Below are 26,388 nucleotides of genomic sequence, written 5' to 3'. Positions count from 1 at the left end.
CTCGCCTGACGCGCCGGCGCACCCTCCAGCCCCGGCGCCGTACAATCGCCACTCCGGTCGGGCCGCCCCGCGAACCCGGCCCGCCCGGATCGGCGAACCCGCCGACGAAGAAGGTGACTTGCCGGTGCGCCACCACGACCGACGCCACGACCACGACCGACGCCACGACCACGACCGCGGGACCACCGCGATGCCCGACCGGTCGGCCGCGCCATGACCGCCCCGACTCCCGGCGCGCTCCACCACGTCGAACTCTGGGTCCCCGACCTCGACCGTGCGATCGCGTCGTTCGGCTGGCTGCTCGAAGCCCTCGGCCACACGCCCTTCCAGCACTGGGACCGGGGACGAAGCTGGCAGCTCGGTACGACCTACCTCGTCATCGAGCAGTCCCCGGACCTCACCGCAGCCGCCCACGACCGCTGCCGTCCCGGCCTGAACCACCTGGCGTTCCACGTCGCCGACCCGCCCACCGTCGAGGCGCTGGCCGCCGAGTCCCGCCACCACGGCTGGCGCCTGATGTTCCCCGACCGCCACCCCCACGCCGGCGGCCCGGACCAGTACGCCGCCTACCTGGAGAACGACGACGGCTTCGAGGCCGAACTCATCGCGATCCCCTGACCACCGCCCCCGACCCGAGCATCCGGCTTGCGCACCAGTTCGCACGCGAAGCCGACGACTTTCGGAGAGACCCCTGTCGGTCGTGCGGTGGCCCGGCATCCCACTCGGTGACGGGGCGCCGTCGTACGCGAGGATTCCCCGCCCGACTACGGCATAGGGACCGTCTCGGTGATCTCCGCGGCACCGCCCACGCGTACCAGCGGGCCCGAGGGGCCCTGCTCCGTGGTGGCCGTGATCGTGGAGGGGCTGCCGAGCGAGTCGCCCATGTCCACGGCGATGTCGGTGATGCCCCGACCGGCCAGGTCGGCGGCCAGGCAGGCGGTGCTGTTGGCGTTGGCGATGTCCTCCGCCACGCCGATCGACGGGGCGAACATGCGGGCGGCGACGCGGCCGTTGGGGGTCGGCACGGAATAGACGTAGCAGCCCAGCAAACCGAGACGGTCACAGCCGGCCCTGAGCCGTGCGAGGTCCGGGTCGAGCGCCGCGAGAGCCGACCGCGTGGTGACGGGTACCAGCAACCGAGGCCGTCCCACCGAGGCTACGCGGATACCCGGCGCGAGCGAGTCCGCGGTGACCCCGAGCGCGGGCAGGACGAGTTCGCGCTCGACGGGCGTGGCCTCGCGCAGGTCCACAGGGCCGGGCTCGAACGCCGCCCTGAACTGCGCCTTCTCCCGTAGACACCAGCCGGAGAAGACCCGCCCCGCCGTACGAAGCGTGGCCAGGTACTCCGCGCCCCCGGCGCGTTCGGCGAGGAACGCCAACGCCGCAACCGTTCCATGGCCGCAAGCGGGCAGTTCCCCCTCGGCGGTGAAGAAGCGCAGCGACACCCGGGGCACACCCTGCCGACCGTCGTCCACCGAGACGAAGACGGCATGCGACGTCCCCGCCGTCACCGCCACACGCCGGCGCTCCTCATCGGTCAACGCCACGTCGTCCACCACCGCGGTGGGGCTCCCCCCTCGACCTCCACGCACACAAGCGCGAACGATCACCACAGCCGGCCCCCGCGCACCCATCAACTCTCCTCCCCCGAAGCCCGAACATGCGCCACCCGCCAAGCCCGCAACGCATCGCGCCCCGTCATGGAAGGCACGGCCGAGGACGTCGCTGTCCCGGGTCGCCGGGCGCCGAACTGGCGGCGCGGGCGATACGAGCCCGTTGACGCAGAGATCCCCAGGCCGGCGAAGTGCTGACCTGGGGAATCTCCGGGACCGGGGACCCTGGGACCCCGGCGCACCCGACCTCGCGGTTTAGATGTCGAAGTAGAGCTCGAACTCGTGCGGGTGGGGGCGGAGCTGGAGGGGGGCGATCTCGTTGGTGCGCTTGTAGTCGATCCAGGTCTCGATCAGGTCGGAGGTGAAGACGCCGCCGGCCTGGAGGTACTCGTTGTCGGCCTCGAGGGCCTCGAGGACCGCGGGGAGCGAGGTCGGGACCTGGGCGACGCTCGCGTGCTCCTCGGGGGCGAGCTCGTAGAGGTCCTTGTCGATCGGCTCAGCCGGCTCGATCTTGTTCTTGACGCCGTCCAGGCCCGCGAGGAGGAGCGCGGAGAAGGCGAGGTAGGGGTTGGACGACGGGTCCGGCGCACGGAACTCGACGCGCTTGGCCTTCGGGTTGGAGCCGGTGATCGGGATGCGCATCGCGGCGGAGCGGTTGCGCTGGGAGTACACGAGGTTCACCGGGGCTTCGAAGCCGGGCACCAGGCGGTGGTAGGAGTTCACCGTGGGGTTGGTGAACGCCAGCAGCGAGGGGGCGTGCTTGAGGATGCCGCCGATGTAGAAGCGGGCGGTGTCGGACAGGCCCGCGTAACCCTGCTCGTCGTAGAAGAGCGGGGTGCCGCTCTGCCACAGCGACTGGTGGACGTGCATGCCGGAGCCGTTGTCACCGAAGATCGGCTTGGGCATGAAGGTGGCGGTCTTGTTGTTGCGCCAGGCGACGTTCTTGACGATGTACTTGAACAGCATCAGGTCGTCGGCCGCGGCGAGCAGCGTGTTGAACTTGTAGTTGATCTCGGCCTGACCGGCGGTGCCGACCTCGTGGTGCTGGCGCTCCACCTGGAGCCCGGCCGCTTCGAGTTCGAGGGAGATCTCGGCGCGCAGGTCGGCGAAGTGGTCGACCGGCGGGGCGGGGAAGTAGCCGCCCTTGTAGCGGACCTTGTAGCCGCGGTTGTCCTCGGTGGCGCCGGTGTTCCACGCGGCCGCCTCGGAGTCGATGTGGTAGAACGACTCGTTCGCGGAGGTCTGGAAGCGGGCGCTGTCGAAGACGTAGAACTCGGCCTCGGGACCGAAGTACGCGGTGTCGGCGATGCCGGTGGAGGCGAGGTACGCCTCGGCCTTCTTCGCGACGTTCCGCGGGTCACGGCTGTACTGCTCGCCGGTGATCGGGTCGTGGATGAAGAAGTTGATGTTCAGCGTCTTGTCCCGCCGGAACGGGTCGACGCGGGCGGTCGACAGGTCCGCGCTCAGCGCCATGTCGGACTCGTGGATCGCCTGGAACCCGCGGATGGACGAGCCGTCGAAGGCCAGTTCCTCGGTCGGGTCGAACGTCGAGACCGGGACCGTGAAGTGCTGCATCACGCCGGGCAGGTCGCAGAAGCGGACGTCGACGAACTTGACGTCCTCGTCCTTGATGAACTTGTTGACGTCGTCGGCGTTCTGGAACATCCAACTCCTCCTAGGCCCGGCCCCGCGGGTCGGGTTGGCGATCGAGATGTGCGGCCAGTGCGGTGGCGCACACTGCCCTGACCTTAGGGATCAGGGATTTCTCCAGCATGACCCATTTGTTTCGCAGAGGTTAACCGCGATGCCCCGGAATCGCCCCCGGCCGCCCGCCGCCCAGCGTCCGCAAGGGCAGCCGGGAGGGGCGTCAGGTGCCCGCCCGGTGGTCCGTTCGTGCGCGGGGTTACCGTGGATGCCGTGGACAACAGGGAAGTAGTGGGATCGTGGCTCTCCGGGCCGCGCGCGGCCGCGGAACAGATGGGCGTGGAGTTCGGCTACCGCGGTGAGCGGCTGGGCCTGCCCGAGGACGGACCGGGGTCCATCGCCTCCATCGGCCGCCGGGTCGCGGCGATCTTCATCGACTGGGTGCTGTGCGTGGTGATCGCATACGGCCTGATCGCTCACCGTAATGTGCACACCGCGAACAACTGGGCGCTCGTCGTCTTCGGCGCGGTCAGCCTGATCGGGCTCGCGCTGGTGGGCAGCACCCCGGGGAAACTCATCACCCGGCTGCGGGTGATCGGCGTTGACGGCCGCCGGCTCAGCCCGCTCGCCGCGCTGATCCGTACGGTGCTGCTGCTCCTGGTCGTCCCGGCGGTGGTCTGGGACCGCGACACCCGGGGGCTGCACGACAAGGCCGCCAAGGCGGTCCAGGTCCGGATCTGACGGCGGGACGCGGGAACGGGAACGCGAGGACGGGGAACGCGGGAACGGGAACGCCGGAGCACGCCCCGGGAACGTGAGAACGGGAACGCGCCGACACGAAGCGCGCGGACGCACGAAAAGGGGCGCCGGGATCTCCCCGGCGCCCCTTCGGCGTGTTCGGCTTCGGCAGGCGAAGCGGCTCGGCTTCCGACGGGCGAAGCGCTCCGCTCCGCCGGGCTGAGCGCTCAGCGCCCGCGCGGCATCCGCATGCCCTTCGGCATCGGGCCCTTCGGAATCGGCATGTTGCTCATCAGGTCCCCGAGCGCCCGCAGCCGGTCGTTCACCTCGGTGGTCTTCGGACCGCTCAGCGACCGCGGCAGCCGCAGCAGCGTCGTACGGATCTTCTTCAGCGGGAGCTGGCCCTCGTCGTCACCGACGATGTAGTCGTGCACCGGTACGTCGTAGACGACCCGGGCGACCTTCTTCTTCTCGGCGGCCAGCAGCCCCTTCACCCGGTTCGGGTTGCCCTCGCCGACCAGGACGATGCCGGCCTTGCCGACCGCCCGGTGTACGACGTCCTGGCTCTTGTTCATCGCCACCGCGGGGGTCACGGTCCAGCCCCGCACGTTCTGCAGCACGGCGGCTGCCGCGCCCGGCTTGCCGTCGAGCTGCCCGAAGGCGGCCCGCTCGGCCCGGCGGCCGAAGACCACCGCGGTCGCCAGCAGGCCCACCAGGAGGCCCAGGATGCCCGCGTAGATGGGGTGGTTGATCAAGAAGCCGAGGGCGAGGATGACACCGAAGGTGACGATTCCCACAGCCGCAAGGACAAGACCGATCTTCGAGTCGGCCTGCCTGGTCATCTTGTATGTCTGGACGATCTGCGCGAGCCGTCCAGAACTGCTCTCGGATGTTTCCTTCCTCGCCATGTGGCAAGGATACGTGGCCTGTCGGTACGCCGTCACCGCGGCCGGGCGGCTCCGCCGCGCTCCGCGCCCGCGAGCGCCGCGATCTCGTGCTCGGCCTCGCGCCGGTCCTTGGCGCGCTGCCGGTCCGCCACGACGGCCGCCCATGCGTTCCTGCGGGCGGTCTGCTGGCCGCCGCTCAGCAGAAAGGTCTCCACGGCGCGCAGCGCGCCCGCCACCGGCACCGCCGGGGCATGCCGCCGACCGCGGCGGAAAAGGGTCCGGCGGCCGGTCAGGAGGCGGCCGGGAACGTGCACCTGCTCGGACGACGACGGCATGGCGTCCCCTCGGGAGGAAGGAGGAAGGCGGTGGACGGAGCGGGAAGAGCGGCGGTACGGGTCTGGCGGCAGTACGGGGCCTGGCGGACGTACGGCGGTGCGGGACCTACGGCGGTGCGAAACCTGCGGTGCGGGACCTGCGGCGGTACGGAACGCGTGCGGTGCGGGACCTACGACGGCGCCGCGGTGCCCGACACGACAACGGTGCGGCGAGAACAAGTCTCGCCACACCGTGTTACCAGCCGGTGACCTTCCGGTCAATCGCGTATGAAAGCCGCACCGCCGGCGTGTGCCGGGGCGTCCTGGCCGGCCCGCCGGTCGATGGCCTGCTGGAAGAGCCGCCCGGCGCGGTACGACGAACGCACCAGCGGCCCGGACATCACACCCGCATAGCCGATCTCCTCGGCCTCCTCCTTCAGCTCCACGAACTCCGCCGGCTTCACCCAGCGCTCCACGGGGTGGTGCCGTGCCGAGGGCCGCAGGTACTGCGTGATGGTGATCAGCTCGCAGCCCGCGTCGTGCAGGTCCTGCAGCGCCTGGCTGACCTCCTCGCGCTCCTCGCCCATCCCCAGGATCAGGTTGGACTTGGTGACCAGGCCGGCCTCGCGGGCGCGGGTGATCACCTCCAGCGAGCGCTCGTAGCGGAAGCCTGGGCGGATGCGCTTGAAGATCCGCGGCACCGTCTCCACGTTGTGCGCCAGGACCTCGGGGCGGGCGCCGAAGACCTCGGCGAGCTGCGCGGGCTCGGCGTTGAAGTCGGGGATGAGCAGCTCGACCTTGGTACGGCCGCCCGCGCGGTCCGCGGTCATCGCGTGGATGCGCCGGACGGTCTCCGCGTAGAGCCAGGAGCCGCCGTCCTCCAGGTCGTCGCGGGCGACGCCGGTGATGGTGGCGTAGTTCAGGTCCATGGTGAGCACGGACTCGCCGACCCGGCGCGGCTCGTCGCGGTCGAGGGCCTGCGGCTTGCCGGTGTCGATCTGGCAGAAGTCGCAGCGCCGCGTGCACTGGTCGCCGCCGATGAGGAAGGTCGCCTCGCGGTCCTCCCAGCACTCGTAGATGTTGGGACAGCCCGCCTCCTGGCACACGGTGTGCAGGCCCTCGCTCTTCACGAGTTTCTGCATCTGCGTGTACTCGGGACCCATCTTCGCCCGGGTTTTGATCCACTCGGGCTTGCGCTCGATGGGGGTCTGGCTGTTGCGGACCTCAAGGCGCAGCATCTTGCGTCCGTCGGGTGCGACTGCAGACACGACCGGCTCCCTCTAAAGCTTCGATTCTACGGCGAACACCAGGGTACGCCCGTACTTCCCACGGCTCATCATCGATGCAACCTGCGGCATGGACGGGGCATTCCCGTCCGCGCCGGGCCGCCGTCCGCTCGGCTCGGACCGCGCCGGGCCGACGCCGTCCCGTCGGCTCACACCGCGCGGGGCAGCGGGACGGCCGTGCCGAGCACCGCGGCGAGGTGCTTCTCGACCACCGGCAGCACCTCGGCCACCGGCACGTCGCGGCCCAGTTCGGCCGAGAGCGAGGTGACGCCCGCGTCGCGGATGCCGCACGGCACGATCCGGTCGTACCAGGTGTTGTCGGGGTTGCAGTTGAGCGCGAAGCCGTGCATGGTCACGCCCTTCGCGACGCGGATGCCGATCGCGGCGAGCTTGCGGTCCTCGCGGCGCTGGCCGGCGTTGGAGGGGGCGTACTCCGGGCCGTTCAGCCGCGGGTCGAACTCCTCGTCGGCCAGCCGCGGGTCGAAGTCCAGGGTCAGACCGCCCGGGCGCTGCTCCACGGGGTCGCCCAGCACCCACACGCCGCTGCGCCCCTCCACCCGCGAGGTCTCCAGGCCGAAGTCGGCGGCCACCTGGATCAGCGCGTCCTCCAGCCGGCGGACGTGGGCGACCACGTCGACGGGGCGGGGGAGCTTCATGATCGGGTAGCCGACGATCTGGCCGGGGCCGTGCCAGGTGATCTTGCCGCCGCGGTCGACGTCGACCACGGGGGTGCCGTCGAGGGGGCGCTCGTTGTCGGCGGTGCGGCGGCCGGCGGTGTAGACCGGCGGGTGTTCGAGCAGCAGGCAGGTGTCGGGCACCTCGTCGAGGAACCGGGCCGCGTGCACACGGCGCTGCTCCTGCCACGCTTCCTCGTACTCGACGGCGTCGGCGCCGAACCCCAGGTGGACGAAGCGCAGTTCGCTCACGGCTACTCCTACTCCTCTGCGGTACGCGACGGAGGCGCGTTGCCGGCCACGGCTGGTGGTGCGGCCGGGCGCACCTCAGCCACTGTACGGCGGCGCGCGGAGGGGCTGTGCCGCGGGCCCTGCGCGGCCCGGGTCCGGCCACCTCCCGACCACCGCCGCGACCGCGATCCCGCCGCACAGGAACTGTCCGGAATGCGACCAGTTGTAGTCCATTCGGGCGAATATACGGCTCTTACGGTGAGCTTCCCGGCACTGACCGTTACATTCACGCCGTTCTTGAGACCGCCCAGAGGAAGTGGACCGTACTGCCGATGACGGACCGCCCCACGCAGCGAACGCCGAACCTTCCGACCAGCGCGGCGCCCCGCCAGGCGCGTACCGAACGGCAGAACCGAGCCAACACCAAACTCGCCGAGATCATCGCGGAAGCAGGCTTCTCGCATGCGGGACTCGCCCGCCGGGTCAACCAACTCGGCGTCGAGCACGGCCTCGACCTGCGCTACGACAAGACGTCGATCACCCGCTGGCTGCGCGGGCAGCAACCCCGCGGCACCACGCCGGCGCTGATCGCGGAGGTCTTCACGCAGCGGCTCGGCCGCCGGCTGGCCGCGCCCGACCTCGGGCTCGACGCGTGCGCGCCGGTCTACGCCGGGCTGGAGTACGCGGCCACGCCCGAGGAAGCGGTGGACATCGTCAGCGGGCTGTGGCGCAAGGACACCGGGAACCAGGCCGAGTTGCGGAAGATCGCGTTCACCCCGGCGGGACTGGTGGTGCCGAGCCGGGACTGGCTGATCGGGCGGGCCGACGAGCGGGTGGGGCAGGGGCCGCAGCATCCGGTGGCCCCGGTGCCGTCCGTGGCGGCGGAGGCGGACCCTGCGGACGCCGACGGGGAGCGCCCGGCCGGGGCGGAGGAGCCCGGGGGCGGGGCCGTGGCGATCCAGGGCGCCTGGGCGGCCCGGGCCGTGCGGGTGCCGACGCAGAGCCGCGGGGCGCGCGAGGGCGAGCCGGTCGTGCTGCTCGGGGGCCATGCGGGAGCGAGGGCGGGCGGTGGCGTGCCCGGTCGGGTCGGCGCGGGCGACATCGCCGCCGTACGCGCCGTCGGCGACCTCTTCCGCTCCCTCGACCACGCCTACGGCGGCGGGCACGCCCGGCAGGCCCTCGTCCGCTACCTGGAGCACGAGGCCGAGCCGCTGCTGCGCGGGTCCTACGGCGAGGCGCTCGGCCGCCGGCTGTTCGCCTCCGTCGCCGACCTCACCCGGCTCGCCGGGTGGACCTCGTACGACATCGGGGCGCACGGCCTCGCACAGCGCTACTTCGTGCAGTCGCTGCGGCTGGCGCAGGCGGCCGGGGACCGGGTCTACGGGAGCTACGTCCTGGTCACGATGAGCCGTCAGGCCGTCTACCTCGGGCACGGGCGCGAGGCGGTGCAACTCGCCCGGGTCGCCCAGCAGGGGGTCGGGTCGGGGGCGCCCGCGGTCGTGCACGCGCTGATGCACGCGGCCGAGGCGCGCGGGCACGGGCTGATCGGGGAGGCGCGGGCCTGTGCGGGGGCGCTGGCGCGCGCCGAACGGTCGCTGTCCGCCGCCCGCGGCGGGGACGAGGTGCCCGGGTGGGCGCGGTTCTTCGACGAGGCGCAGCTCGCGGACGAGTTCGCGCACTGCCATCGGGACCTGCGGCAGTACCGGGCGGCGGTGCAGTACGCCGAGCGGTCGTTGCAGCTCAGGGCGGCGGCGTACGCACGCAGCAGGTTGTTCTGCCGCACCGTGCTGGCGTCCGCGCGGCTCGGGCTGGGCGAGGTGGAGGTCGCCTGTGCGCACGGGGTGGAGGTCGTTCGCGGGGCGAGCGAGATGAGGTCGGTCCGCGCGGGCGAGTACGTCCGGGAGTTCCGGGGGCGGTTGGAGCCCTTCCGCGACACGGTCGCCGTCCGCGCGTTCCTTGACCGCGTGGCCGCGTTACCGCGCTGATCGACCGCGTGGCCGCGTTACCGCGCTGACCTCCCCGCCCTCCCTCCATCGCCGGGCGGCTCCACCTGTGCCTCCGGGGGTGGACACGGGGGATTTCCGGCCCGGGGGGACCTGGGAGCGTACGGGGCCAGGCGGACTCGCCCGCCCCCGTGCGCCCCGCTCGCCACCCCGGGACGGGATCACCCCGGGAAACCCGTCGCGAGGTCGCGGAGTGCGGCCGCGGCGGCGCGGCGGCCGGAGAAGAGGGCGCCCTGGATCGTGGAGGTGTCGCGGTGGTCGCCGCAGACGTAGAGGCCGGCGAGGAGGCGGACGGGGCGGCGCAGGTCGTGGGGCGGGGGCATGGCGGGGACGGAGTGGGGCGTGGTGCGCAGCGAGAGGAGGTCCCAGCGGTCGGTGGAGGTGTCGTAGAGGTCGGCGAGGTGGGAGCGGATGGTCTTGTCGTCGGAGCCGTCCGGCGGGGGCCCGAGGACGACGGAGGTGACGAGAGTGCGGCCGGTGGGCGCGCGGGTGGGGTCGATGGCGGTGGCGGCGTAGGTGTGGGAGACCGGCCCGAGGCGGTCGGCGTCGAGGACGAGCACGGGTTCGCGCAGGGGCGCGGCGGGCGCGGCGTGGTGGACCACGGTGACCGGGTGGAAGCCGGGCACGCGCAGGCCCGGCAGGAGCGCGGCGGCCGCGTGGGCGTCGGTGGCGACGACCACGCCGCGGCAGGGGAGTTCGGCGCCGTCGGTGGTGTGCACGGCGTTCGCGGCGACATGGGCGGCGCGGACCCCGAACCGTATGGTGCCGGGCGGGAGCGTGGCGGCCAGCCGTTCGGGCAGGCGGGCGGCGCCGCCGACCGGCAGGCAGGCGCGGCCGCGGGCGAACCCGCGCAGCACGATGTCGGCGACCCGGCTGGACGTGCCGAGTTCGGCGTCGCACAGCAGCGCGGCGAGCAGCGGCCGCAGGAAGCGCTCGACGGTGCGGGGCGCGAAGCCGCGGCCGGCCAGCGCGAGGGCGGCGGTGCTCTCGGGGCGCGCGGTGATGCGGTCGGTGGGCGTGGCGGCGAGCCGGTCGAGCGCGGTGCCGAGCCGGGCCCGGTCGCGGGCGGAGCCGAGCGGTGCGCGGGCGCCGCGCGGGCCCCCGACCCGGTAGGCGCGCCCGCCGGAGCGGACGAGCGCGCCGGGGGCGAGATGGGCCAGCGGCAGGCCGCGCAGGCCGCTGGCGCGGCGCAGCTCGGGGTAGGCGGTGTTGAGGAGTTGGGGTCCGTGGTCGAGCCGGAAGCCGTCGACGGTGTCGGTGGCCATCCGCCCGCCGACGCGTTCGGAGGACTCCAGGACGGTGACGCTCAGGCCCCCTTCGGTCAGATGGTGTGCGGCGGCCAGGCCCGCCGGGCCCGCGCCGATGACGATCACATCCGTGGCGGCGGCCACGCCTTTCGGGCGTGCTGGTGAGAGCACGATGCCCCTCCCGAGGTCGGGTCCGGTCCCCGCTGGCGTCTGCGCGACGGGCGTGGCGGACCGGAGCGACGAGCGGGGCCCTGATCCGCTGACGCACCGTCACATACCCACTGCGACCAGGTGGTCGGCGGGTGGGCTCGGCTCGCGCGAAACGCTGCTAAAGGTCATGCCCTCATCAAAGGCAAAGGATGCGGGGCGGACCGGCCCGATCCGGCCCTTTCCGGTGCGTTTTCCGGCCGTGGGTCCCCGCGGACGGCGCCGGGGCCCTCGGGCGTGCCCTCAGACCCGGTTGCGCGGTGGCAGCGCCGCCTTGATCGCGTCGTCGAGGTCGGGGTGCGCGAAGGAGAACCCGGCGTCCAGCAGCCGCTTGGGGCGCACCCGCTGACTGCCCGTCACATCGCCGGCGAACTCGCCCAGCACCGCGCGCAGCACGAACGACGGCACCGGCAGCACCGTCGGGCGGTGCAGCACCCGCCCCATCGCCTTGGTGACGTCGCTGTTGGTACGGGGCTCCGGGCCGGTCAGGTTCACCGGCCCCGACAGCTCCTCGTTGTCGATGGCGTACCGCAGCGCCGCGACCTCGTCCTGCAGCGAGATGAAGCTCCAGTACTGCCGCCCGCTGCCGAGTCGCCCACCCAGCCCGGCCCGGAAGAACGGGAACAGCGCCCCCCACGCGCCGCCCTGCGGGGAGACCACCAGGCCGGTACGGGCGTGCACCGTACGGATGCCGGCCGCGCGCGCCGGGTCGGCCGCGGCCTCCCACGCCTGGACCAGGTCGGCGAGGAACCCCTCGCCCGCCGGGCTGTCCTCGTCCACGAAACGGTCCCCGGTGTCGCCGTAGAAGCCGATCGCGCTGCCGGCCACCAGCACCCGGGGCTTCGGGTCGAGCGCGGCCATCGCCTTCGCGATCGTGGCGGTGCCGTCCACCCGGCTGTCGAGGAGGACCTGCTTGCGCTTGTCGCTCCAGCGCCGCTCCGCGACCGGCGCGCCCGCCAGATGCACGACCGCCTCGCAGCCGGCCAGCCCGTCGGGGTCCACGGTGCCCGCGGACGGGTCCCAGCGGACCTCTCCCGGGCCGTGCGGGCTGCGCCGGACCAGCGCGACGACCTCGTGGCCGTCGGCCGCCAGCGAGGCGGTGAGGGCGGAGCCGATCAGCCCGGAGGCGCCGGTGACTGCGATACGCATGCGGGCCATTGTGCCCGGTCGGCCCACCGGCCTACCCGAAGCGCGCCCACAACTGGGGGAAACGGGCCGCCATCGCCTGGTCGTCGTCGAACTCCGGGCGCTCGCCCTCCGGGCCGTCCTGCCGCGGCAGCTGCAGATCCGGCAGCCGCACACCCGTCAACTGCTCGTACGCCTCGTCGGCGGCGTACCCCAGGTCCTCGGCGTCGCCGTCCGCCTCGGGGTCGAACTCCGGTACCAGGAAGGCCAGGTCGTCGGGGGAGTGCAGGGCGCCCTCGAAGACGTGCCGGCCCTGGCCGATCAGCCAGCAGCGGAAGAAGTCGAACGCGTCCTCGTCGGCGCCGCCCAGCATGATGTCGGCAGCGCCCCACAGGTCCCACGAGAAGGCCCGGTTGAAGCGGGTCTCGAAGTGCCGGGCGAAGTCCAGCACGGCGTCCGGATCGAGCCCGGCCAGCCGCTCGACCATCAGGTCGGCGTGCTCCTCCGGATCGTCGTCCGACGCCTCGCGGGTGCTGTCGACGATCTCCCAGAACTCCGTCTCGTCCATCACGCGTACAGCTTCCCGCCCCAGGGTGCCCTGTGCAACGCGACCCCCCAGGGTGCTTGGTTGCTGTTCGGTTGCGGGACCGCCCGCCGGTGGGTGGCTGGCCGCGCGGTCCTCCCCCAGAGCCTCGCCTGGGTGGGGGTACTCCCCCCCGGCGGAGCCAGGGGGGAGTACCCCCCCACGCGCCCCTTGGTGGATGCCCTCTCTTCGCCCAGTTCCCCGCGCGGAACCAGGGGCGCGGGGAACCGCGCGACCAGCCCACCACCGGCCGCAAGGTCCCGCGACGTACGGAACGCACCACCCCGGAGGGTTACGCCCGCAGCGTGAGCTGATACGCCACGGTGCGGCGTAGGGGGCGGAAGCCCAGCGCCGCGTTCACCGCCAGCATGTGGCGGTTGTCGTCGGCGGTGTTGGTGACGACCTCGGTCACCTCGGGGTGCGCGTCCAGCAGGTGCCGCAGCATCGCCGACTTCAGCCACAGGCCGAGCCCGTGACCTCGGTGGGCGGCCACCACGGCCGTGTCGAGCTGCTTCGCGCGGGCACGGGCGCTGCTCGTGTCCCCGGCCCCGCCGTCACCGCCCTCGTCCGCCTCGGCCGGCAGCGTCAGCTTCGTGTACCCGGCCACCGAACCGTCGGCCTCGCTGATCGCCGCGTGGTTCAGCAGCCGCTCACCGCGGCGGGCCGCCAACTCCGCGGTCATCCGCACCCGCTCGGCGTCCCAGCGGGTCCTGCCGACCTCCAGGCTGCCGCTCGGCATGTCCGCCAGGGCCGCCCGGGCCGCCGCGAAGGACTCCGCGAGGGCGTCCGGCGGCGCGCCCTCCCAGGCCGCCAGCCGGTACCCGGGGTGCGGTACGTCCGGCAGCTTCACGATCCGCTCCGGGATCTCGGCCAGCACCAGCCGCTGCCAGGTCAGCCGCAGCGCGGGTACGAACTCCCGGGTGGCGAGGAAGCTCTCCCCCGGGGTGCCGGCCAGCACTTCCGTCGACAGCCGGCGGCAGTCCTCCTCGGTCGCCGCGGCCACCACCGTGGCCAGCAGCCGCGACCCCATGCCCATCCTGCGGTGCGCGGGATGGACCGTCAGTTCCACCGACGCGAGGCGGCCACCGCCCTCGGCGGCCGGCAGCCGGAGCTTCGCCGTGGCCACGCCCTCGTCGTTCGCGCCGTGCACCAGCCACAGGGCTAAGCGACTGCCGGGACCGACGGTGGTCAGCGAGGCCCGCACATGGGCCAGGGTCGGCAGCGGGTCTCCCGGGCGGTCGTGAGCGAGCGCCGCGGACCGCACCCGGTGCCACGCGCGGACGTCGTCAGCGGTGGGGGAGGTCAGCCGCCGTTGTTTGGTAGGCATCCGGGGGAACTTAACCGGTTGGTGTAGCAGCCCGCAATCCCTTCCGGCGGGTACATTCCGCACGTCACGGCGGCCGCCCCTCGGAACACGCCGTTCCGAGGGGCGGCCGCCGGACATGCCGCGTCAGGACCCGCGGCGGGGACTGCGTGAAGGCCCCGCCGCGAGCCTTGTCAGGACACTCGGTGCCTCAGAGCCCGTAGCGCTCCGCGGCCTCCTTCACCGTCTCCGGTTTGACCTCGCCGCGCCGGGCGAGCGCGGCCAGCGCCTGCACGGTGAGCGACTGCGGGTCCACGCCGAAGTGCCGGCGGGCCGCGTCACGCGTGTCGGACAGGCCGAACCCGTCGGTGCCCACCGACGTCCAGTCCTGCTCGACCCACTGCGCGATCTGGTCCGGCACCGCCCGCATCCAGTCGCTGACGGCCACCACCGGACCCGGCGCACCGGCCAGCGCCCGCGTCACGTACGGCACCCGGTCCTCGCCGCGCAGCCGCGCCGCGTCGCACTCCAGCGCCTCGCGCCGCAACTGCGTCCAGGACGGCGCCGACCACACGTCCGCGGCCACGCCCCAGTCCTCGGCGAGCAGCCGCTGCGCCTCCAGCGCCCAGTGGATCGCGGTGCCCGACGCCAGCAGCTGCGCGCGCGGCGCGTCGGCGGCGGCAGGTGCCGCCTGCTGGTAGCGGTACAGGCCCTTGACGATGCCCTCTTCCACACCCTCGGGCATGGCGGGCTGTACCTTCGGCTCGTTGTACACCGTCAGGTAGTAGAAGACGTCCTGGTCCTCGCCCTCGACGGCCGGACCGTACATCCGCCGCAGGCCCTCGCGGACGATCACCGCGACCTCGTACGCGAACGCCGGGTCGTAGGAGAGCGCCGCCGGGTTGGTGGAGGCGAGCAGGTGGGAGTGGCCGTCGGCGTGCTGCAGGCCCTCGCCGGTCATGGTGGTGCGGCCGGCGGTGGCGCCGATCACGAAGCCGCGGCCCAGCTGGTCGGCGAGCGCCCAGAACTGGTCGGCGGTGCGCTGGAACCCGAACATCGAGTAGAAGATGTAGAACGGGATCATCGGCTCGCCGTGCGTGGCGTACGACGTGGCCGCGGCGGTGAAGTCGGCGAGCGAACCGGCCTCGGTGATCCCCTCGTTGAGGATCTGGCCGTCCTTCGCCTCCTTGTAGTAGAGCAGTTGGTCGCGGTCGACCGGGTCGTACGTCTGCCCCTTGGGGGAGTACAGCCCGGCGGACGGGAAGAGCGACTCCATGCCGAAGGTGCGGGCCTCGTCGGGCACGACCGGCACCCAGCGGCGCCCGGTCTCCTTCTCCCGCATCAGGTCCTTCACCAGCCGGACGAACGCCATGGTGGTGGCGATCTCCTGGGTGCCGGAGCCCTTCTCCAGCGACTTGTACGCCTTCTCCGGCGGCAGCGGCAGCGGCGCCGCCACGACCTTGCGGGCCGGCGCCGGCCCGCCCAGCGCCGCCCGGCGCTCGCGCAGGTAGCGCATCTCGGGGGAGTCCTCGCCCGGGTGCCAGTACGGCACCACGTCGGCGTCCAGCGCGCTGTCCGGTATGGGCAGCTCCAGCAGGTCGCGCATGGTGCGGAACTGCGCGCCGGTGAGCTTCTTCATCTGGTGGTTGGCGTTGCGGGACTCGAAGCCCGCGCCGAGCGTGTAGCCCTTCACGGTCTGCGCGAGGATCACCGTGGGGGCGCCCTTGTGCTCCAGCGCCGCGCGGTAGGCCGCGTACACCTTGCGCGGCTCGTGGCCGGCGCGCGAGGTCTGGAAGAGCTCCAGCAGCTTCGCGTCGGTTAGCCGCCCGCCGATCGCACGCAGCGAGGCGTCCGCGCCGAAGAAGTGCTCGCGCAGGTAGGCCGCGTCGCTGGTGGCGTAGGTCTGGAACTGGGCGTCCGGGGTGTCCCGCAGCCGCCGGATCAGCGCGCCGTCGGTGTCCTGGGCCAGCACCTCGTCCCAGGCCGCGCCCCACAGTGCCTTCACCACGTGCCAGCCGGCCGCGCGGAACTGCGCCTCCAGCTCCTGCACGATCTTGAAGTTCGGGCGGACCGGGCCGTCCAGCCGCTGGAGGTTGCAGTTGATGACGTAGGTCAGGTTGTCCAGGCCCTCGCGGGCGGCGAGCGCCAGGGCGGCGGTCGACTCCGGCTCGTCCATCTCGCCGTCGCCGAGGAAGGCCCAGACGTGCGAGGCCGAGGTGTCCTTGATGCCGCGGTGCTCCAGGTAGCGGTTGAAGCGCGCCTGGTAGATCGCCGAGAGCGGGCCGAGGCCCATCGACACGGTCGGGAACTCCCACAGCCACGGCAGCCGCCGCGGGTGCGGGTACGACGGCAGGCCGTCACCGCCGGCCTCCTGCCGGAAGCGGTCCAGGTGGGCCTCGGTCAGCCGCCCGTCGAGGAACGCGCGGGCGTAGATGCCGGGCGAGGCGTGGCCCTGGATGTAGAGCTGGTCGCCGCTGCCGGCGCCCTCCTTGCCGTGGAAGAAGTGCTGGAACCCGGTCTCGTAGAGCCAGGCGGCCGAGGCGAAGGTGGCGATGTGGCCGCCGAGGCCGAGCTTGCTGCCGCGGGTGACCATCGCCGCTGCGTTCCAGCGGTTCCAGGCGGTGATCCGCGCCTCCAGCGCCTCGTCGCCCGGGTACGCGGGCTCGGCGGCGGTGGGGATGGTGTTGATGTACTCGGTCTCCAGCGGCGTCGGCAGGGCGAGGCCGCTTTCGCTACCGCTCTCCAGGGTGCGGCGCATCAGGTACGCCGCCCTGTGCGGACCCGCGGCCTTGGCGACCGCGTCCAGGGACGCGCGCCATTCCGCGGTCTCCTCCGGGTCGACGTCGGGGATCTGGTCGAGCTGACTCGGCCGGGTACGGCCTACGGCGTCAGGCATGGGTGTGTGCCGCCTTCCAGACAACGGAGGGAGGGGGTGGGAAGTGTGAGTCGGGCACGACAGGTTGCTCCCCACTGACCGACGTTACGCTTCGATCGATGATCGATCAATGGCCCGTGGGCAAGTAACTGGAGGTCGGCACGGGGTGCCAGCCTTTAAGGCACCCAGTGACAGGCAGGCTTCGCCTTGGAAACGGTGGCGGAACGGGCACGGACCGAGCCTACCGAAGGGCGGCGGGGCTCCCCGCGGCCCTTCGGCAGCCCTACACCTGCGGCGCGCAGCTCAGCACGTGGGACTTGATCAGCTCGCCGATCCGGGGGTCGCGGGCCACGAACGCGTCGACCAGCTCCTGGTGCTCGTCGGCGTACGCGCGCGGCGCCGGGCTCAGCCACCGCATCGACAGCGTGGTCCACACCTCGATCCCGAGCGACTCCCAGACGTGCAGCAGCACGCCGTTGTCGGCCGCGCGGACCAGTTCGTGGTGGAAGGCGACGGTGTGCCGCACCTGCGCCTCGTCGTCGAGGGCGGTGTCGGCCGCCCGGAGCGCGGCCACCTCGCGCTCCAGCGCGCTCGGGTCCTCCGCGAGGGTGCCGGCCGCCAGCTCCGCCGCGACCTGCTCCAGGCCGGCCCGCACCGGGTAGCTCTCCTTGACGTCCGCCGCGGTGAGCCCGCGCACGCGCACGCCCTTGTTCGGCGCCGACTCGATCAGCCGCAGCGTCTCCAGCTCGCGCAGCGCCTCACGTACCGGCGTCTGACTGACCTGGAGCTCGACCGCGATCCGCCGTTCCACGATCCGCTCGCCCGGCTTCCAGCGCCCGCTGACGATGCCGTCGAGGATGTGCTCGCGGATCTGCTCGCGCAGGCTGTGCACGACCAGATGAGGGGCGGCGGCTTGGGCCATGGGGGCGCGCTCCTTCACTGTTGCGTGCCTATGACGATACGACGCGGCGGTGCACCTGCCGCCCGCCGGGACGTATCCGGCTCCTACGCGGCGGCCGGGACCTGCCTGGACAGCGGCGGGACGCGCCGGCGCCCCCGCACCCGGTGGACGGGGCGGGGGCGCCGTTGACGCGGTACCGCTCAGGCGCGGGAGGCGCTCACAGGCCGAGCTCGACCTCGAACTCGCCCGCCTCCAGGATCTCCTTGACCGCCGTCAGGTAACGGGCCGCGTCGGCACCGTCCACCAGCCGGTGGTCGTAGGACAGCGCCAGGTACGTCATGTCCCGGACGCCGATGACCGTGCCCTCGGCGGTCTCCACGACCACCGGGCGCTTGACGGTCGCGCCGATGCCGAGGATCGCGGCCTGGTTCGGAGGCACGATGACCGTGTCGAACAGCGCACCGCGCGAACCGGTGTTGCTGATCGTGAAGGTCGCGCCCGCCAGGTCGTCCGGGGTGATCTTGCTGGCCCGGACGTTGCCCGCCAGCTCGGCGGTCTTCTTGGCGATGCCCGCGATGTTCAGGTCGCCGGCGCCCTTGATGACCGGGGTCATCAGGCCCTTCTCGGAGTCCACCGCGATACCGATGTTCTCGGTGTCGAAGTAGGTGATCGTGCCCTCGTCGTCGTTGATGCGGGCGTTGATCACCGGGTGGGCCTTGAGCGCCTGGGCGGCGGCCTTGACGAAGAACGGCATCGGGGAGAGCTTCACGCCCTCGCGTGCCGCGAAGGACTCCTTGGCCAGCCCGCGCAGCCGCATGACCCGGGTGACGTCCACCTCGACCACGCTGGTCAGCTGCGCCTGCGAGTGCAGGGCCTTCATCATGTTGTCGCCGATGACCTTGCGCATCCGGGTCATCTTGACCGTCTGGCCGCGCAGCGGCGAGACCTCGACGGACTTCGCCGCCTTGGGCGCGGCCGCCGCCGGAGTCGCGGCGGCCTTGGCCGCCTCGGCCGCGGTGAGCACGTCCTGCTTGCGGATACGGCCGCCGACGCCGGTGCCCCGCACCGCGCCGAGGTCCACGCCGCTCTCGGCGGCGAGCTTGCGGACCAGCGGGGTGACGTAGGCGCCGTCGCCGGCACCCGCGGCAGCCGCCGGAGCGGCGGGAGCGGGCTGGGCGACCGGAGCCGGTGCGGGAGCCGGAGCCTGCGGGGCGGGCGCCGGGGCGGCCGGAGCCGGAGCGGCGGCCTGCGGAGCCGGCGCGGCCGGAGCCGGTGCCGGAGCAGGGGCGGCGGGAGCGGGAGCCGGGGCCGCGGGGGCCGGGGCGGGCGCGGCAGGCGCGGGAGCCGCCGCCGGAGCGGCACCGGCCGCACCGATGACCGCCAGCTTCGCGCCGACCTCGGCCGTCTCGTCCTCCTGGACCAGGATCTCCAGCAGGGTGCCGGACGCGGGCGACGGGATCTCGGTGTCGACCTTGTCCGTGGAGACCTCGAGCAGCGGCTCGTCGGCGTCCACACTGTCGCCGACCGACTTCAGCCAGCGGGTGACGGTGCCTTCGGTGACGGACTCGCCCAGCGCGGGCAGCACCACGTCGGTGCCGGACGCGCCGGAACCACCCGCGGCCGCCTGCGCGGTCGGGGCGGGGGCGGGAGCCGCGGCCTCGGTGGAGGGCGTGGCGGCGGCCGGGGTCGGCGCGGGCGCCGGCTCCGGGGTGGGGGCCGGCTGCGCGGCGGGAGCCGCGGGCGCCGCGGGGGCGCCCGAGCCGTCGTCGATCACTGCCAGCTCGGCGCCGACCTCGACCGTCTCGTCCTCGGCGACCTTGATGGACGCCAGGACGCCGGACGCGGGAGAGGGGATCTCGGTGTCGACCTTGTCGGTCGAGACCTCGAGCAGGGGCTCGTCGGCCTCGACACGCTCGCCCTCGGCCTTCAGCCAGCGGGTGACGGTGCCCTCGGTCACGCTCTCGCCGAGCGCCGGCAGGGTTACGGAAACCGCCATGGTTGCGGTTGCTCCTAACGATCTGTGCGGATGGGTGGCGTGTTCGAGGGTCAGTCGTGCGAGTGCAGCGGCTTGCCGGCGAGCGCCAGGTGGGCCTCGCCGAGAGCTTCGCTCTGCGTCGGGTGGGCGTGGATGAGCTGCGCGACCTCGGCGGGCAGCGCCTCCCAGTTGTAGATGAGCTGCGCCTCGCCGACCTGCTCGCCCATCCGGTCGCCGACCATGTGGATGCCCACGACGGCGCCGTCGCGCACCTGGACGAGCTTGACCTCGCCCGCGGTCTTGAGGATCTTGCTCTTGCCGTTCCCGGCCAGGTTGTACTTGAGCGTGACGACCTTGTCCGCGCCGTACACCTCCTTGGCCTTCGCCTCGCTGATGCCCATCGAGGCGACCTCGGGGTGGCAGTACGTCACCCGCGGCACACCGTCGTAGTCGATCGGCACGGGCTTGAGGCCGGCCACCCGCTCGGCGACGAGGATGCCCTCGGCGAAGCCGACGTGCGCGAGCTGGAGGGTGGGCACCAGGTCGCCCACCGCGGAGATCGTCGGCACGTTGGTGCGCATGTACTCGTCGACCAGGACGTAGCCGCGGTCCATGGCGACGCCCTGCTCCTCGTAGCCGAGGTTCTGCGAGACCGGGCCGCGGCCGATCGCGACCAGCAGCACCTCCGCCTCGAAGGTCTTGCCGTCGGCCAGGGTGACCTTGACGCCGTTGTCGGTGTACTCGGCGCCCTGGAAGAAGGTGCCCAGGTTGAACTTGATGCCGCGCTTGCGGAAGGCCCGCTCCAGCAGCTTCGAGCTGTTCTCGTCCTCGACCGGCACCAGGTGGGGCAGGCCCTCGACGATCGTCACGTCGGTGCCGAAGGACTTCCACGCCGAGGCGAACTCGACGCCGATCACGCCGCCGCCCAGGATGATCGCCGACTGCGGCACCCGGTCCAGGACCAGGGCGTGGTCGGAGGAGATGATGCGGTTGCCGTCGATGGTCAGGCCCGGCAGCGAGCGCGGTACGGACCCGGTCGCCAGCACGATGTGCCGGCCCTGGATGCGCTGCCCGTTCACATCCACCGAGGTGGGGGAGGAGAGCCGGCCCTCACCCTCGATGTACGTCACCTTGCGCGAGGCCACCAGGCCCTGCAGGCCCTTGTAGAGGCCGGAGATCACGTCGTCCTTGTACTTGTGGACGGCCGCGATGTCGATGCCCTCGAAGGTCGCCTTCACACCGAACTGCTCGCTCTCACGAGCCTGGTCGGCGATCTCGCCGGCGTGCAGCAGCGCCTTGGTGGGGATGCAGCCCTGGTGCAGACAGGTGCCCCCGAGCTTGTTCTTCTCGATCAGGGCGACGTCGAGTCCAAGCTGTGCGGCACGCAGGGCAGCCGCGTAACCGCCACTGCCACCGCCGAGGATCACTAGGTCGAAAACAGTGCTGGCGTCGTTCGCCACGTCACGTCCTCCATGCATGGGTTCGCCGGAGCCGGTCCACCTAGACCGGACGGCGGCTTTGGTTCGGCCGCTTTGTCTCAAAGGGGGCCCTGTCGTGCCGACCCACATCTTCGCACTTGTTGGCGGCCGGTGAGGCATCGGGCCATGCGGTGTGACGTAGCAGGTACGGCCCCGGGCAGATCACCCAGGGCCGTACGTGACACATCTCACCGGGTCGTCCCATTTACCGCCGGCGGATCAAAGGGGCTCGCCGGCTGTTGTCAGAAGAGGTTGCCCTCTGCCGCGGTGCGGGCCAGGCCGACCAGTGTGCGGACGGCCGTGCCGGTGCCGCCCTTGGGGGTGTAGCCGAACGGCGCGCCCTCGTGGAAGGCGGGGCCGGCGATGTCCAGGTGCGCCCAGGTGATGCCCTCGCCGACGAACTCCCGCAGGAACAGCCCGGCGATCAGCCCGCCACCGGGCCGCACCCCCATGTTCGCGATGTCCGCGACCGGCGAGTCGAACGTCTTGCGGAGCTGCTGCGGCAGCGGCATCGGCCAGGAGTCCTCGCCCTCCGCCAGCGCCACGTCGTGCACGGCGGCCCGGAAGTCGTCGTCGTTGGCCATGATCCCGAACCGGCCGTCGCCGAGCGCCAGCACCATCGCCCCGGTCAGCGTCGCCACGTCCACGATCGCGTCCGGCGACTCCTCGGAGGCGCGGGCCAGCGCGTCGGCCAGCACCAGGCGGCCCTCGGCGTCGGTGTTCAGCACCTCGACGGTCTTGCCGCTGTACATCTTCAGCACGTCGCCAGGGCGGATCGCGTTGCCGCCGGGCATGTTCTCGGCCAGCGCCAGCCAGCCGGTCACGTTGACCGCCAGGCCGAGCTTCGCGGTCGCCAGCACCGCGCCGAACACGGCGGCCGCGCCGCTCATGTCGCACTTCATCGTCTCGTTGTGCCCCGGGGGCTTCAGCGAGATGCCGCCCGAGTCGTAGGTGATGCCCTTGCCGACGAAGGCGAGCGTGCGGGTCGCCTCGGGGTGGGTGTAGGCGACCTTGACCAGCCGGGGCGGCGTCGCCGAGCCCTGGCCGACGCCGAGGATGCCGCCGTAGCCGCCCTTGGTGAGCGCCTTCTCGTCCAGCACCTCGACCTTCAGGCCGAACTCCTTGCCCGCCTCCTGGGCGGCCGCGGCGAACGCCTTCGGGGTGAGGTCGTTCGGCGGGGTGTTGATCAGGTCGCGGGCCCGGTTGACCTCGGCGGCGACCGCGACGGCGCGCGCGGCGGCGGCCTTGTGCTCCTTGTCGCGCGGCTTCGCGCCGACCACGGCGACCTCGCCGAGCGGCCCGCGCGCGTCCTTCTTGCTGTCGGAGCGGTAGGCGGTGAAGGCGTACGCGCCCAGCAGCGCACCGGTCGCGACGGCCTCGACGTCGGCGGCGGTGGCCGCCGGCAGCGCGAAGACGGCCTTCTTGGCGCCGGCCAGGGTGCGGGCGGCGACGCCCGCGGCCTTGCGCAGGGCCTCCGCGTCGTACGGCTCGTGGTTCCCGGCAGGCTCGCCGAGGCCGACCGCGAGCACCACGGGCGCCTTCACGCCGTCGGGCGCGGGCACCTTGGTCGACTCGCCCTCGGCGCCGGACGCGCCCAGGGTCTCAAGGACGGCGGCCAGTTTGCCGCCGAACGCGTCGTCCACGGCGTCCGCTCCCGGCGCCAGGCGCGGGCCTTTTGGGCCTTTGGTCACGCCTACGACGACGGCGTCCGCGCGCAGCGCTGCGGCGGAAGAGGCGCTTAGTGTCAGAGCAGTCACGGTGGGTGGGGTCCTAACGGTCGAAGGGGTGCGGGCCGCCACGCCGGCGGAGCGGCCCTCCAACGAGCCTACGCTGCCGCGTTGCGGCTCAGTGGCCGGGCGGGCGGACGTGTCCGCGCCCTTCCGGGCGCGTCCGCGGGCCCGCGGTCCGCGACGGCGGCAACCGGGCGCCGGTACGGGGCGGTTGCCCGGCCGCGGCCTTACCACCCGGGGCACGGCAGGGATACGACGGGGAGCGGGCGCGCGAGCCCCTGCGAGGCATCGGTGGCGGGTCGTCAGGACGGCGGCCGGTGGCGGCCGGTGGGCCGGGGGTCAGCGCAGCGACAGCACCAGCAGGGCGGCGGTGGCGGCGGTCTCGCACAGCGCCCCGAACACGTCGCCGGTCACCCCGCCGAACCGGGCCCGGCACCTGCGCAGCAGCACCTCGGCCGCGGTCACGGCGACGGCGACGGCGAGCAGGAGGCGCAGCCACGTCAGACCGTGGAAGCCCGAGCCGGCGACCGCGGCGAGGCCGGCGCACCCCGCGGCCACCGCCCACGCCGTCCGGGCCGGCAGCACCCCGGCGACGGCCGCCCCGAGGCCGCCCGGCCGGGCCGCCGGCACCCCGCGCCGGGCCGCGAGCGTCATCGCGGCGCGCCCCGCCACCGCCCCGGCCACCGCGGACGTGAAACCGTAGACCCACCCGTGCCCGTAGCACGCGGCCAGCGCGGCGACCTGCGCGAGCAGCACCAGCGTCAAGGTCACCACGCCGAAGGGCCCGATGTCGGAGCGCTTCATGATGTCCAGCGCCTGCGCGGGCGGCTTGCCGCTGCCCAACCCGTCGGCGGTGTCGGCCAGTCCGTCGAGGTGCAGCCCCCTGGTCAGTACGGCCGGCACGGCGACCGCGCCCACCGCGGCCAGCAGCGCGCTCGCCCCGGCCGCGTGCAGTCCCGCGCCGACCGCGCCCGCGCCGGCCCCGATCACCACGCCCACCAGCGGCGCCGCCGCCATCCCGCCGCGCGCGGCCGCCCGGTCCCAGCGTGTCACCCGCACCGGCACCACCGTCAACGTGCCGAACGCGAACCGCAGCGCGTCCCCCGTACGCACCCTCGCCTCTGCCTGCGGCCCCGCCGCTGCCTCGTCCACCGCGTGAGGCTACCGCTCCCGCCTCCGCGGCCTGCGCGGACCTCAGCGGGGCAGGGCCGGCCAGGCCCCGCGGCCGACCAGGTCGAGGACGAGCGCGGCGATGTTCCACGCGTCGTCCGCACCGCTGTGATGGCGTCCTTCGAGCGGCAGCCCGGCGATCTGGAGGGCGCCGCTCATGCCCGGTTTCCGGCGCAGCCCGTGGGCTGTCGTGAACACGGCCTTGGCGTTGGTGTGGGAGCGCTCGGTGGGATAACCGAAGGGGTACGCCACCGCGTCGGCCTTGCTCTGCCGGGCGAACTGCCTGCGGTCGTACTCGCCCCAGCTCGCCCACGGGCGTTCCTCCGCCGCGTACTCCGCCACGAGCAGCCGGCACGCCTCCGCGAAGGTGACGCCCCGCGCCACCTCGGCCTGCGTCAGGCCGGTCAGTTCGGTGCAGAACGGGCTCACCGCGGACCGGTGGGGCCGCACCAGGATGCGGTGCCGCGACACCCGGCGCCTCGCCAGGAGGTCGACCACGGTGAGGCCGATCTCGATGATCTCGCTCACCGAGCCGGGCGGCGGTTGCCCCTCCCAGCAGGTGGCTTCCACGTCGATCACGTTCAGCAGCGCGGATTCGGCTCCCATCCGGCGAGCGTAGGGCGCCGCACCGGCACCGGGCACCCGGTTTTCGCGCCGTAGCTGCTTGCCGCGGCTACTTGCCGCCTCCGAGCATCCGGCGCAGCAGGCCCGGCCGGCGGGGCGGTCGCGGGGGCTGGATCACCACGTTGCCGCCGGTCAACTTGCCGGTGATGACGATCTGGTGGGTGATGGGGATGCCCTGCGGGCGGTCCTGCGCGTGGCGGTGGCGCACCGAGCCGCCGCGGATGTCGATCTCGTCGGCGTCCACGGAGTAGCCGTCCGGGACGATCAGCCGCAGGTTGCCGCCGCGCAACTCGACGTCCACGTGGGTCACCGCCCCGCGCACCGTCGCGGTGGAGAAGTCCAGCACCACGTTGCCGCCGCGCACCTCCGCTTCCAGGCGGCGCGGTGCCACCCACGGGCCCTCGTACCGCAGGCTCGCGCCGACCCGCCGCACCCGTACGACGTCCTTCGTCCGTACCGCCTCCGCCGGCGTCACCGGCGTCTGCCCGGGCAGGTCCGCGACCAACGGCGCGAGGGCCCCGTACGTCCGTGCCCCGAAGCAGCTCTCCAGCCGCTCCTCCAGCTCCTCCAGGCTCAACCGGCCGTCGCCCGCGGCGACGCGCAACACCTCCGCGACCCGCTCCCGGTCCTCATGCGAGACCCGCTGGTCCAGCTTTTCCCCACCCGCCCACGGCACCGGCTCCTGAGTCATGTCCGGCACCCTATGACAGCCCACCCGCCCGCGCAGCCACCCCCGACTCAAAAGGAACGGCCGCGCGGGAACCCGTACTCAGCCGGTGGGTTCGTCGTCCCCGGTGAAGATCTGCTCGGCGGTTTCCGCGGTCAGGGCGCGCCGGAACCACGCGCGGAGGAGGTCCGGGTCCTTGCATTCGACGATGCGAGTGCGGCGGTCGTCGCTGAGCACGATGCCGCGGGACTGGGCCACAAGAAGCAGATTCTCCCTGTGGCCCTCCACACGGCCTTCGTCGCGGAGCTTCTCCGAGGTCTCGGAGCGGAAGAAGGAGAGGTCGACGGCCATGAGGTCCTTCCAGATGTGTGCTGCCGGGCTGGTGCCCAGTCCGAGTTCGGTGAGCTCCCTGAAGATCGAGGCGGTGGACTCGTCGACCGTCTTCAGGGCGGAAGCCAGTGCATCCAGCATCATATCCGCTTCGGGATGCTCACCATGAGTGATCGCGGAGAAGACGGCCAGGGGGATGTCCTTGGCGGCTGCCTCCTTGTCGGTGATGACCGGCACGTTGTGGGGGCCGAGGACCAGGGGGCGGACGGTGAGGCTGCGCCAGTGGGATATCCCGAAGTGGAAGGGCCCCTTGGCCCAGCGGGCCGTCTTCTCGTCCTGACAGGTGACCAGAAGGACCGCTGGCTTGCGGTACTTGGCTTGCAAGTAGGCCAAGTAGTACGCCCAACTGGCGCCCTTGTCCGGGGCCTTGCGGCTCTGCGCTTCGATCGCGAGCAGGTAGCTCTGGCCGTCGGCGCTGTCGATCTGGAGGAGGGTGTCGAGGCGCCGTTCGAGCGGTTTGAGCTCGGTGACGTCGGTGGGCAGGAGGGAGACCGCGACCGGGTCGGAGAAGGGGAGTCCGAGGCGGCGGAAGGTCCGGGCGAAGATGCCGGCGTCCTCTTGGAAGATCCGGTGCATCGCCTCATGCGATGAGGTGACCATAACCACGGAGCGTAGGTGGTCGTTTACGTGCAGAAACGATCAGTCGGTGGCATGCCCGCTTGGCCGAGCAAACGGACAACGGCCGGCCCGGCGCGCGCCCCGCGATGAGGGCGCGCGCCGGGC

General features: G+C 72.8%; 22 protein-coding genes. 3 read left to right on the top strand and 19 right to left on the bottom strand.

Annotated features, from left to right (window positions below; translation table 11 throughout):
* Positions 1–213 precede the first annotated feature (213 nt).
* Positions 214–618 (top strand): VOC family protein, encoded by a 405-nt coding sequence (locus tag OG370_RS11290; protein WP_328463155.1) that lies wholly within the window; start codon positions 214–216, stop codon positions 616–618.
* 146 nt (positions 619–764) lie between these two features.
* On the opposite strand, the gene OG370_RS11285 is transcribed toward OG370_RS11290, so the two are convergent.
* Positions 765–1,634: a PhzF family phenazine biosynthesis protein gene (locus OG370_RS11285; protein ID WP_328463153.1), complete on the bottom strand. Its 870-nt coding sequence runs from the start codon at positions 1,632–1,634 to the stop codon at positions 765–767.
* Positions 1,635–1,868: 234 nt separating this feature from the next.
* Positions 1,869–3,278: a type I glutamate--ammonia ligase gene (gene glnA / locus OG370_RS11280; RefSeq protein WP_328463151.1), complete on the bottom strand. Its 1,410-nt coding sequence runs from the start codon at positions 3,276–3,278 to the stop codon at positions 1,869–1,871.
* A gap of 252 nt (positions 3,279–3,530) precedes the next feature.
* Here glnA and OG370_RS11275 point away from each other — a divergent pair, with 252 nt between their 5' ends.
* A complete protein-coding gene (locus OG370_RS11275; protein WP_328463150.1) occupies positions 3,531–3,998 on the top strand; it encodes an RDD family protein in 468 nt (155 codons plus the stop codon).
* 224 nt (positions 3,999–4,222) lie between these two features.
* Here the strand turns inward: OG370_RS11275 and OG370_RS11270 are convergent, their stop codons facing one another.
* From OG370_RS11270 to lipB, 4 genes are all read right to left on the bottom strand, one after another.
* The gene (locus OG370_RS11270) at positions 4,223–4,903 is read right to left on the bottom strand and encodes a DUF4191 domain-containing protein (protein ID WP_328463149.1); all 681 of its coding nucleotides are present in this window, start codon (positions 4,901–4,903) and stop codon (positions 4,223–4,225) included.
* Between the two features lie 32 nt (positions 4,904–4,935).
* The gene (locus OG370_RS11265; protein WP_443060647.1) at positions 4,936–5,217 is read right to left on the bottom strand and encodes a hypothetical protein; all 282 of its coding nucleotides are present in this window, start codon (positions 5,215–5,217) and stop codon (positions 4,936–4,938) included.
* Positions 5,218–5,474: 257 nt separating this feature from the next.
* Positions 5,475–6,464: a lipoyl synthase gene (gene lipA, locus OG370_RS11260; protein ID WP_328463148.1), complete on the bottom strand. Its 990-nt coding sequence runs from the start codon at positions 6,462–6,464 to the stop codon at positions 5,475–5,477.
* Between the two features lie 167 nt (positions 6,465–6,631).
* Positions 6,632–7,408 (bottom strand): lipoyl(octanoyl) transferase LipB, encoded by a 777-nt coding sequence (gene lipB, locus OG370_RS11255; RefSeq protein ID WP_328463147.1) that lies wholly within the window; start codon positions 7,406–7,408, stop codon positions 6,632–6,634.
* Between the two features lie 311 nt (positions 7,409–7,719).
* On the opposite strand from lipB, the gene OG370_RS11250 reads away from it, so the two are divergent.
* A complete protein-coding gene (locus OG370_RS11250; RefSeq protein WP_328463145.1) occupies positions 7,720–9,372 on the top strand; it encodes a regulator in 1,653 nt (550 codons plus the stop codon).
* 179 nt (positions 9,373–9,551) lie between these two features.
* Here the strand turns inward: OG370_RS11250 and OG370_RS11245 are convergent, their stop codons facing one another.
* The 13 genes from OG370_RS11245 to OG370_RS11185 all read right to left on the bottom strand — a co-directional run bounded on the left by OG370_RS11245 (position 9,552) and on the right by OG370_RS11185 (position 26,241).
* A complete protein-coding gene (locus OG370_RS11245; protein WP_328463143.1) occupies positions 9,552–10,808 on the bottom strand; it encodes an FAD-dependent oxidoreductase in 1,257 nt (418 codons plus the stop codon).
* Between the two features lie 279 nt (positions 10,809–11,087).
* The gene (locus OG370_RS11240; protein ID WP_328463141.1) at positions 11,088–12,002 is read right to left on the bottom strand and encodes a TIGR01777 family oxidoreductase; all 915 of its coding nucleotides are present in this window, start codon (positions 12,000–12,002) and stop codon (positions 11,088–11,090) included.
* Positions 12,003–12,024: 22 nt separating this feature from the next.
* Complete coding sequence (locus OG370_RS11235; RefSeq protein ID WP_328473998.1) at positions 12,025–12,537, bottom strand: DUF4240 domain-containing protein; 513 nt, start codon at positions 12,535–12,537, stop codon at positions 12,025–12,027.
* A gap of 307 nt (positions 12,538–12,844) precedes the next feature.
* Entirely contained in the window at positions 12,845–13,879 is a 1,035-nt protein-coding gene (locus tag OG370_RS11230) for a GNAT family N-acetyltransferase (RefSeq protein ID WP_328463139.1), read from the bottom strand.
* Between the two features lie 187 nt (positions 13,880–14,066).
* Positions 14,067–16,751 carry a pyruvate dehydrogenase (acetyl-transferring), homodimeric type gene (gene aceE, locus OG370_RS11225; protein WP_328463137.1) on the bottom strand — a complete coding sequence of 895 codons (2,685 nt, stop codon included), beginning with the start codon at positions 16,749–16,751 and terminating at the stop codon, positions 14,067–14,069.
* Between the two features lie 262 nt (positions 16,752–17,013).
* A complete protein-coding gene (locus tag OG370_RS11220) occupies positions 17,014–17,652 on the bottom strand; it encodes a GntR family transcriptional regulator (RefSeq protein WP_328463135.1) in 639 nt (212 codons plus the stop codon).
* Between the two features lie 196 nt (positions 17,653–17,848).
* Positions 17,849–19,627, bottom strand: a complete 1,779-nt coding sequence (sucB, locus tag OG370_RS11215; protein ID WP_328463133.1) for a 2-oxoglutarate dehydrogenase, E2 component, dihydrolipoamide succinyltransferase — start codon at positions 19,625–19,627, stop codon at positions 17,849–17,851.
* A 50-nt stretch (positions 19,628–19,677) separates the two neighbouring features.
* Positions 19,678–21,066 (bottom strand): dihydrolipoyl dehydrogenase, encoded by a 1,389-nt coding sequence (gene lpdA, locus OG370_RS11210; RefSeq protein ID WP_328463131.1) that lies wholly within the window; start codon positions 21,064–21,066, stop codon positions 19,678–19,680.
* 260 nt (positions 21,067–21,326) lie between these two features.
* Positions 21,327–22,841, bottom strand: coding sequence for a leucyl aminopeptidase (locus tag OG370_RS11205; RefSeq protein WP_328463129.1), 1,515 nt, complete (start codon positions 22,839–22,841; stop codon positions 21,327–21,329).
* A 312-nt stretch (positions 22,842–23,153) separates the two neighbouring features.
* Positions 23,154–23,966 carry an adenosylcobinamide-GDP ribazoletransferase gene (locus OG370_RS11200; RefSeq protein ID WP_328463127.1) on the bottom strand — a complete coding sequence of 271 codons (813 nt, stop codon included), beginning with the start codon at positions 23,964–23,966 and terminating at the stop codon, positions 23,154–23,156.
* Between the two features lie 42 nt (positions 23,967–24,008).
* A complete protein-coding gene (locus OG370_RS11195; RefSeq protein ID WP_328463125.1) occupies positions 24,009–24,590 on the bottom strand; it encodes a 3'-5' exonuclease in 582 nt (193 codons plus the stop codon).
* Positions 24,591–24,657: 67 nt separating this feature from the next.
* The gene (locus OG370_RS11190; RefSeq protein WP_328463123.1) at positions 24,658–25,299 is read right to left on the bottom strand and encodes a DUF1707 SHOCT-like domain-containing protein; all 642 of its coding nucleotides are present in this window, start codon (positions 25,297–25,299) and stop codon (positions 24,658–24,660) included.
* Between the two features lie 78 nt (positions 25,300–25,377).
* Entirely contained in the window at positions 25,378–26,241 is an 864-nt protein-coding gene (locus OG370_RS11185) for a hypothetical protein (protein ID WP_328463121.1), read from the bottom strand.
* Between the last annotated feature and the right edge of the window lie 147 nt (positions 26,242–26,388).

It is taken from the genome of Streptomyces sp. NBC_00448 (genome assembly GCF_036014115.1).
Lineage (GTDB): Bacteria > Actinomycetota > Actinomycetes > Streptomycetales > Streptomycetaceae > Actinacidiphila.
The sequence above is the reverse complement of the archived record's forward strand: the minus strand, read 5'-3'. Positions and strand labels throughout refer to the sequence as shown.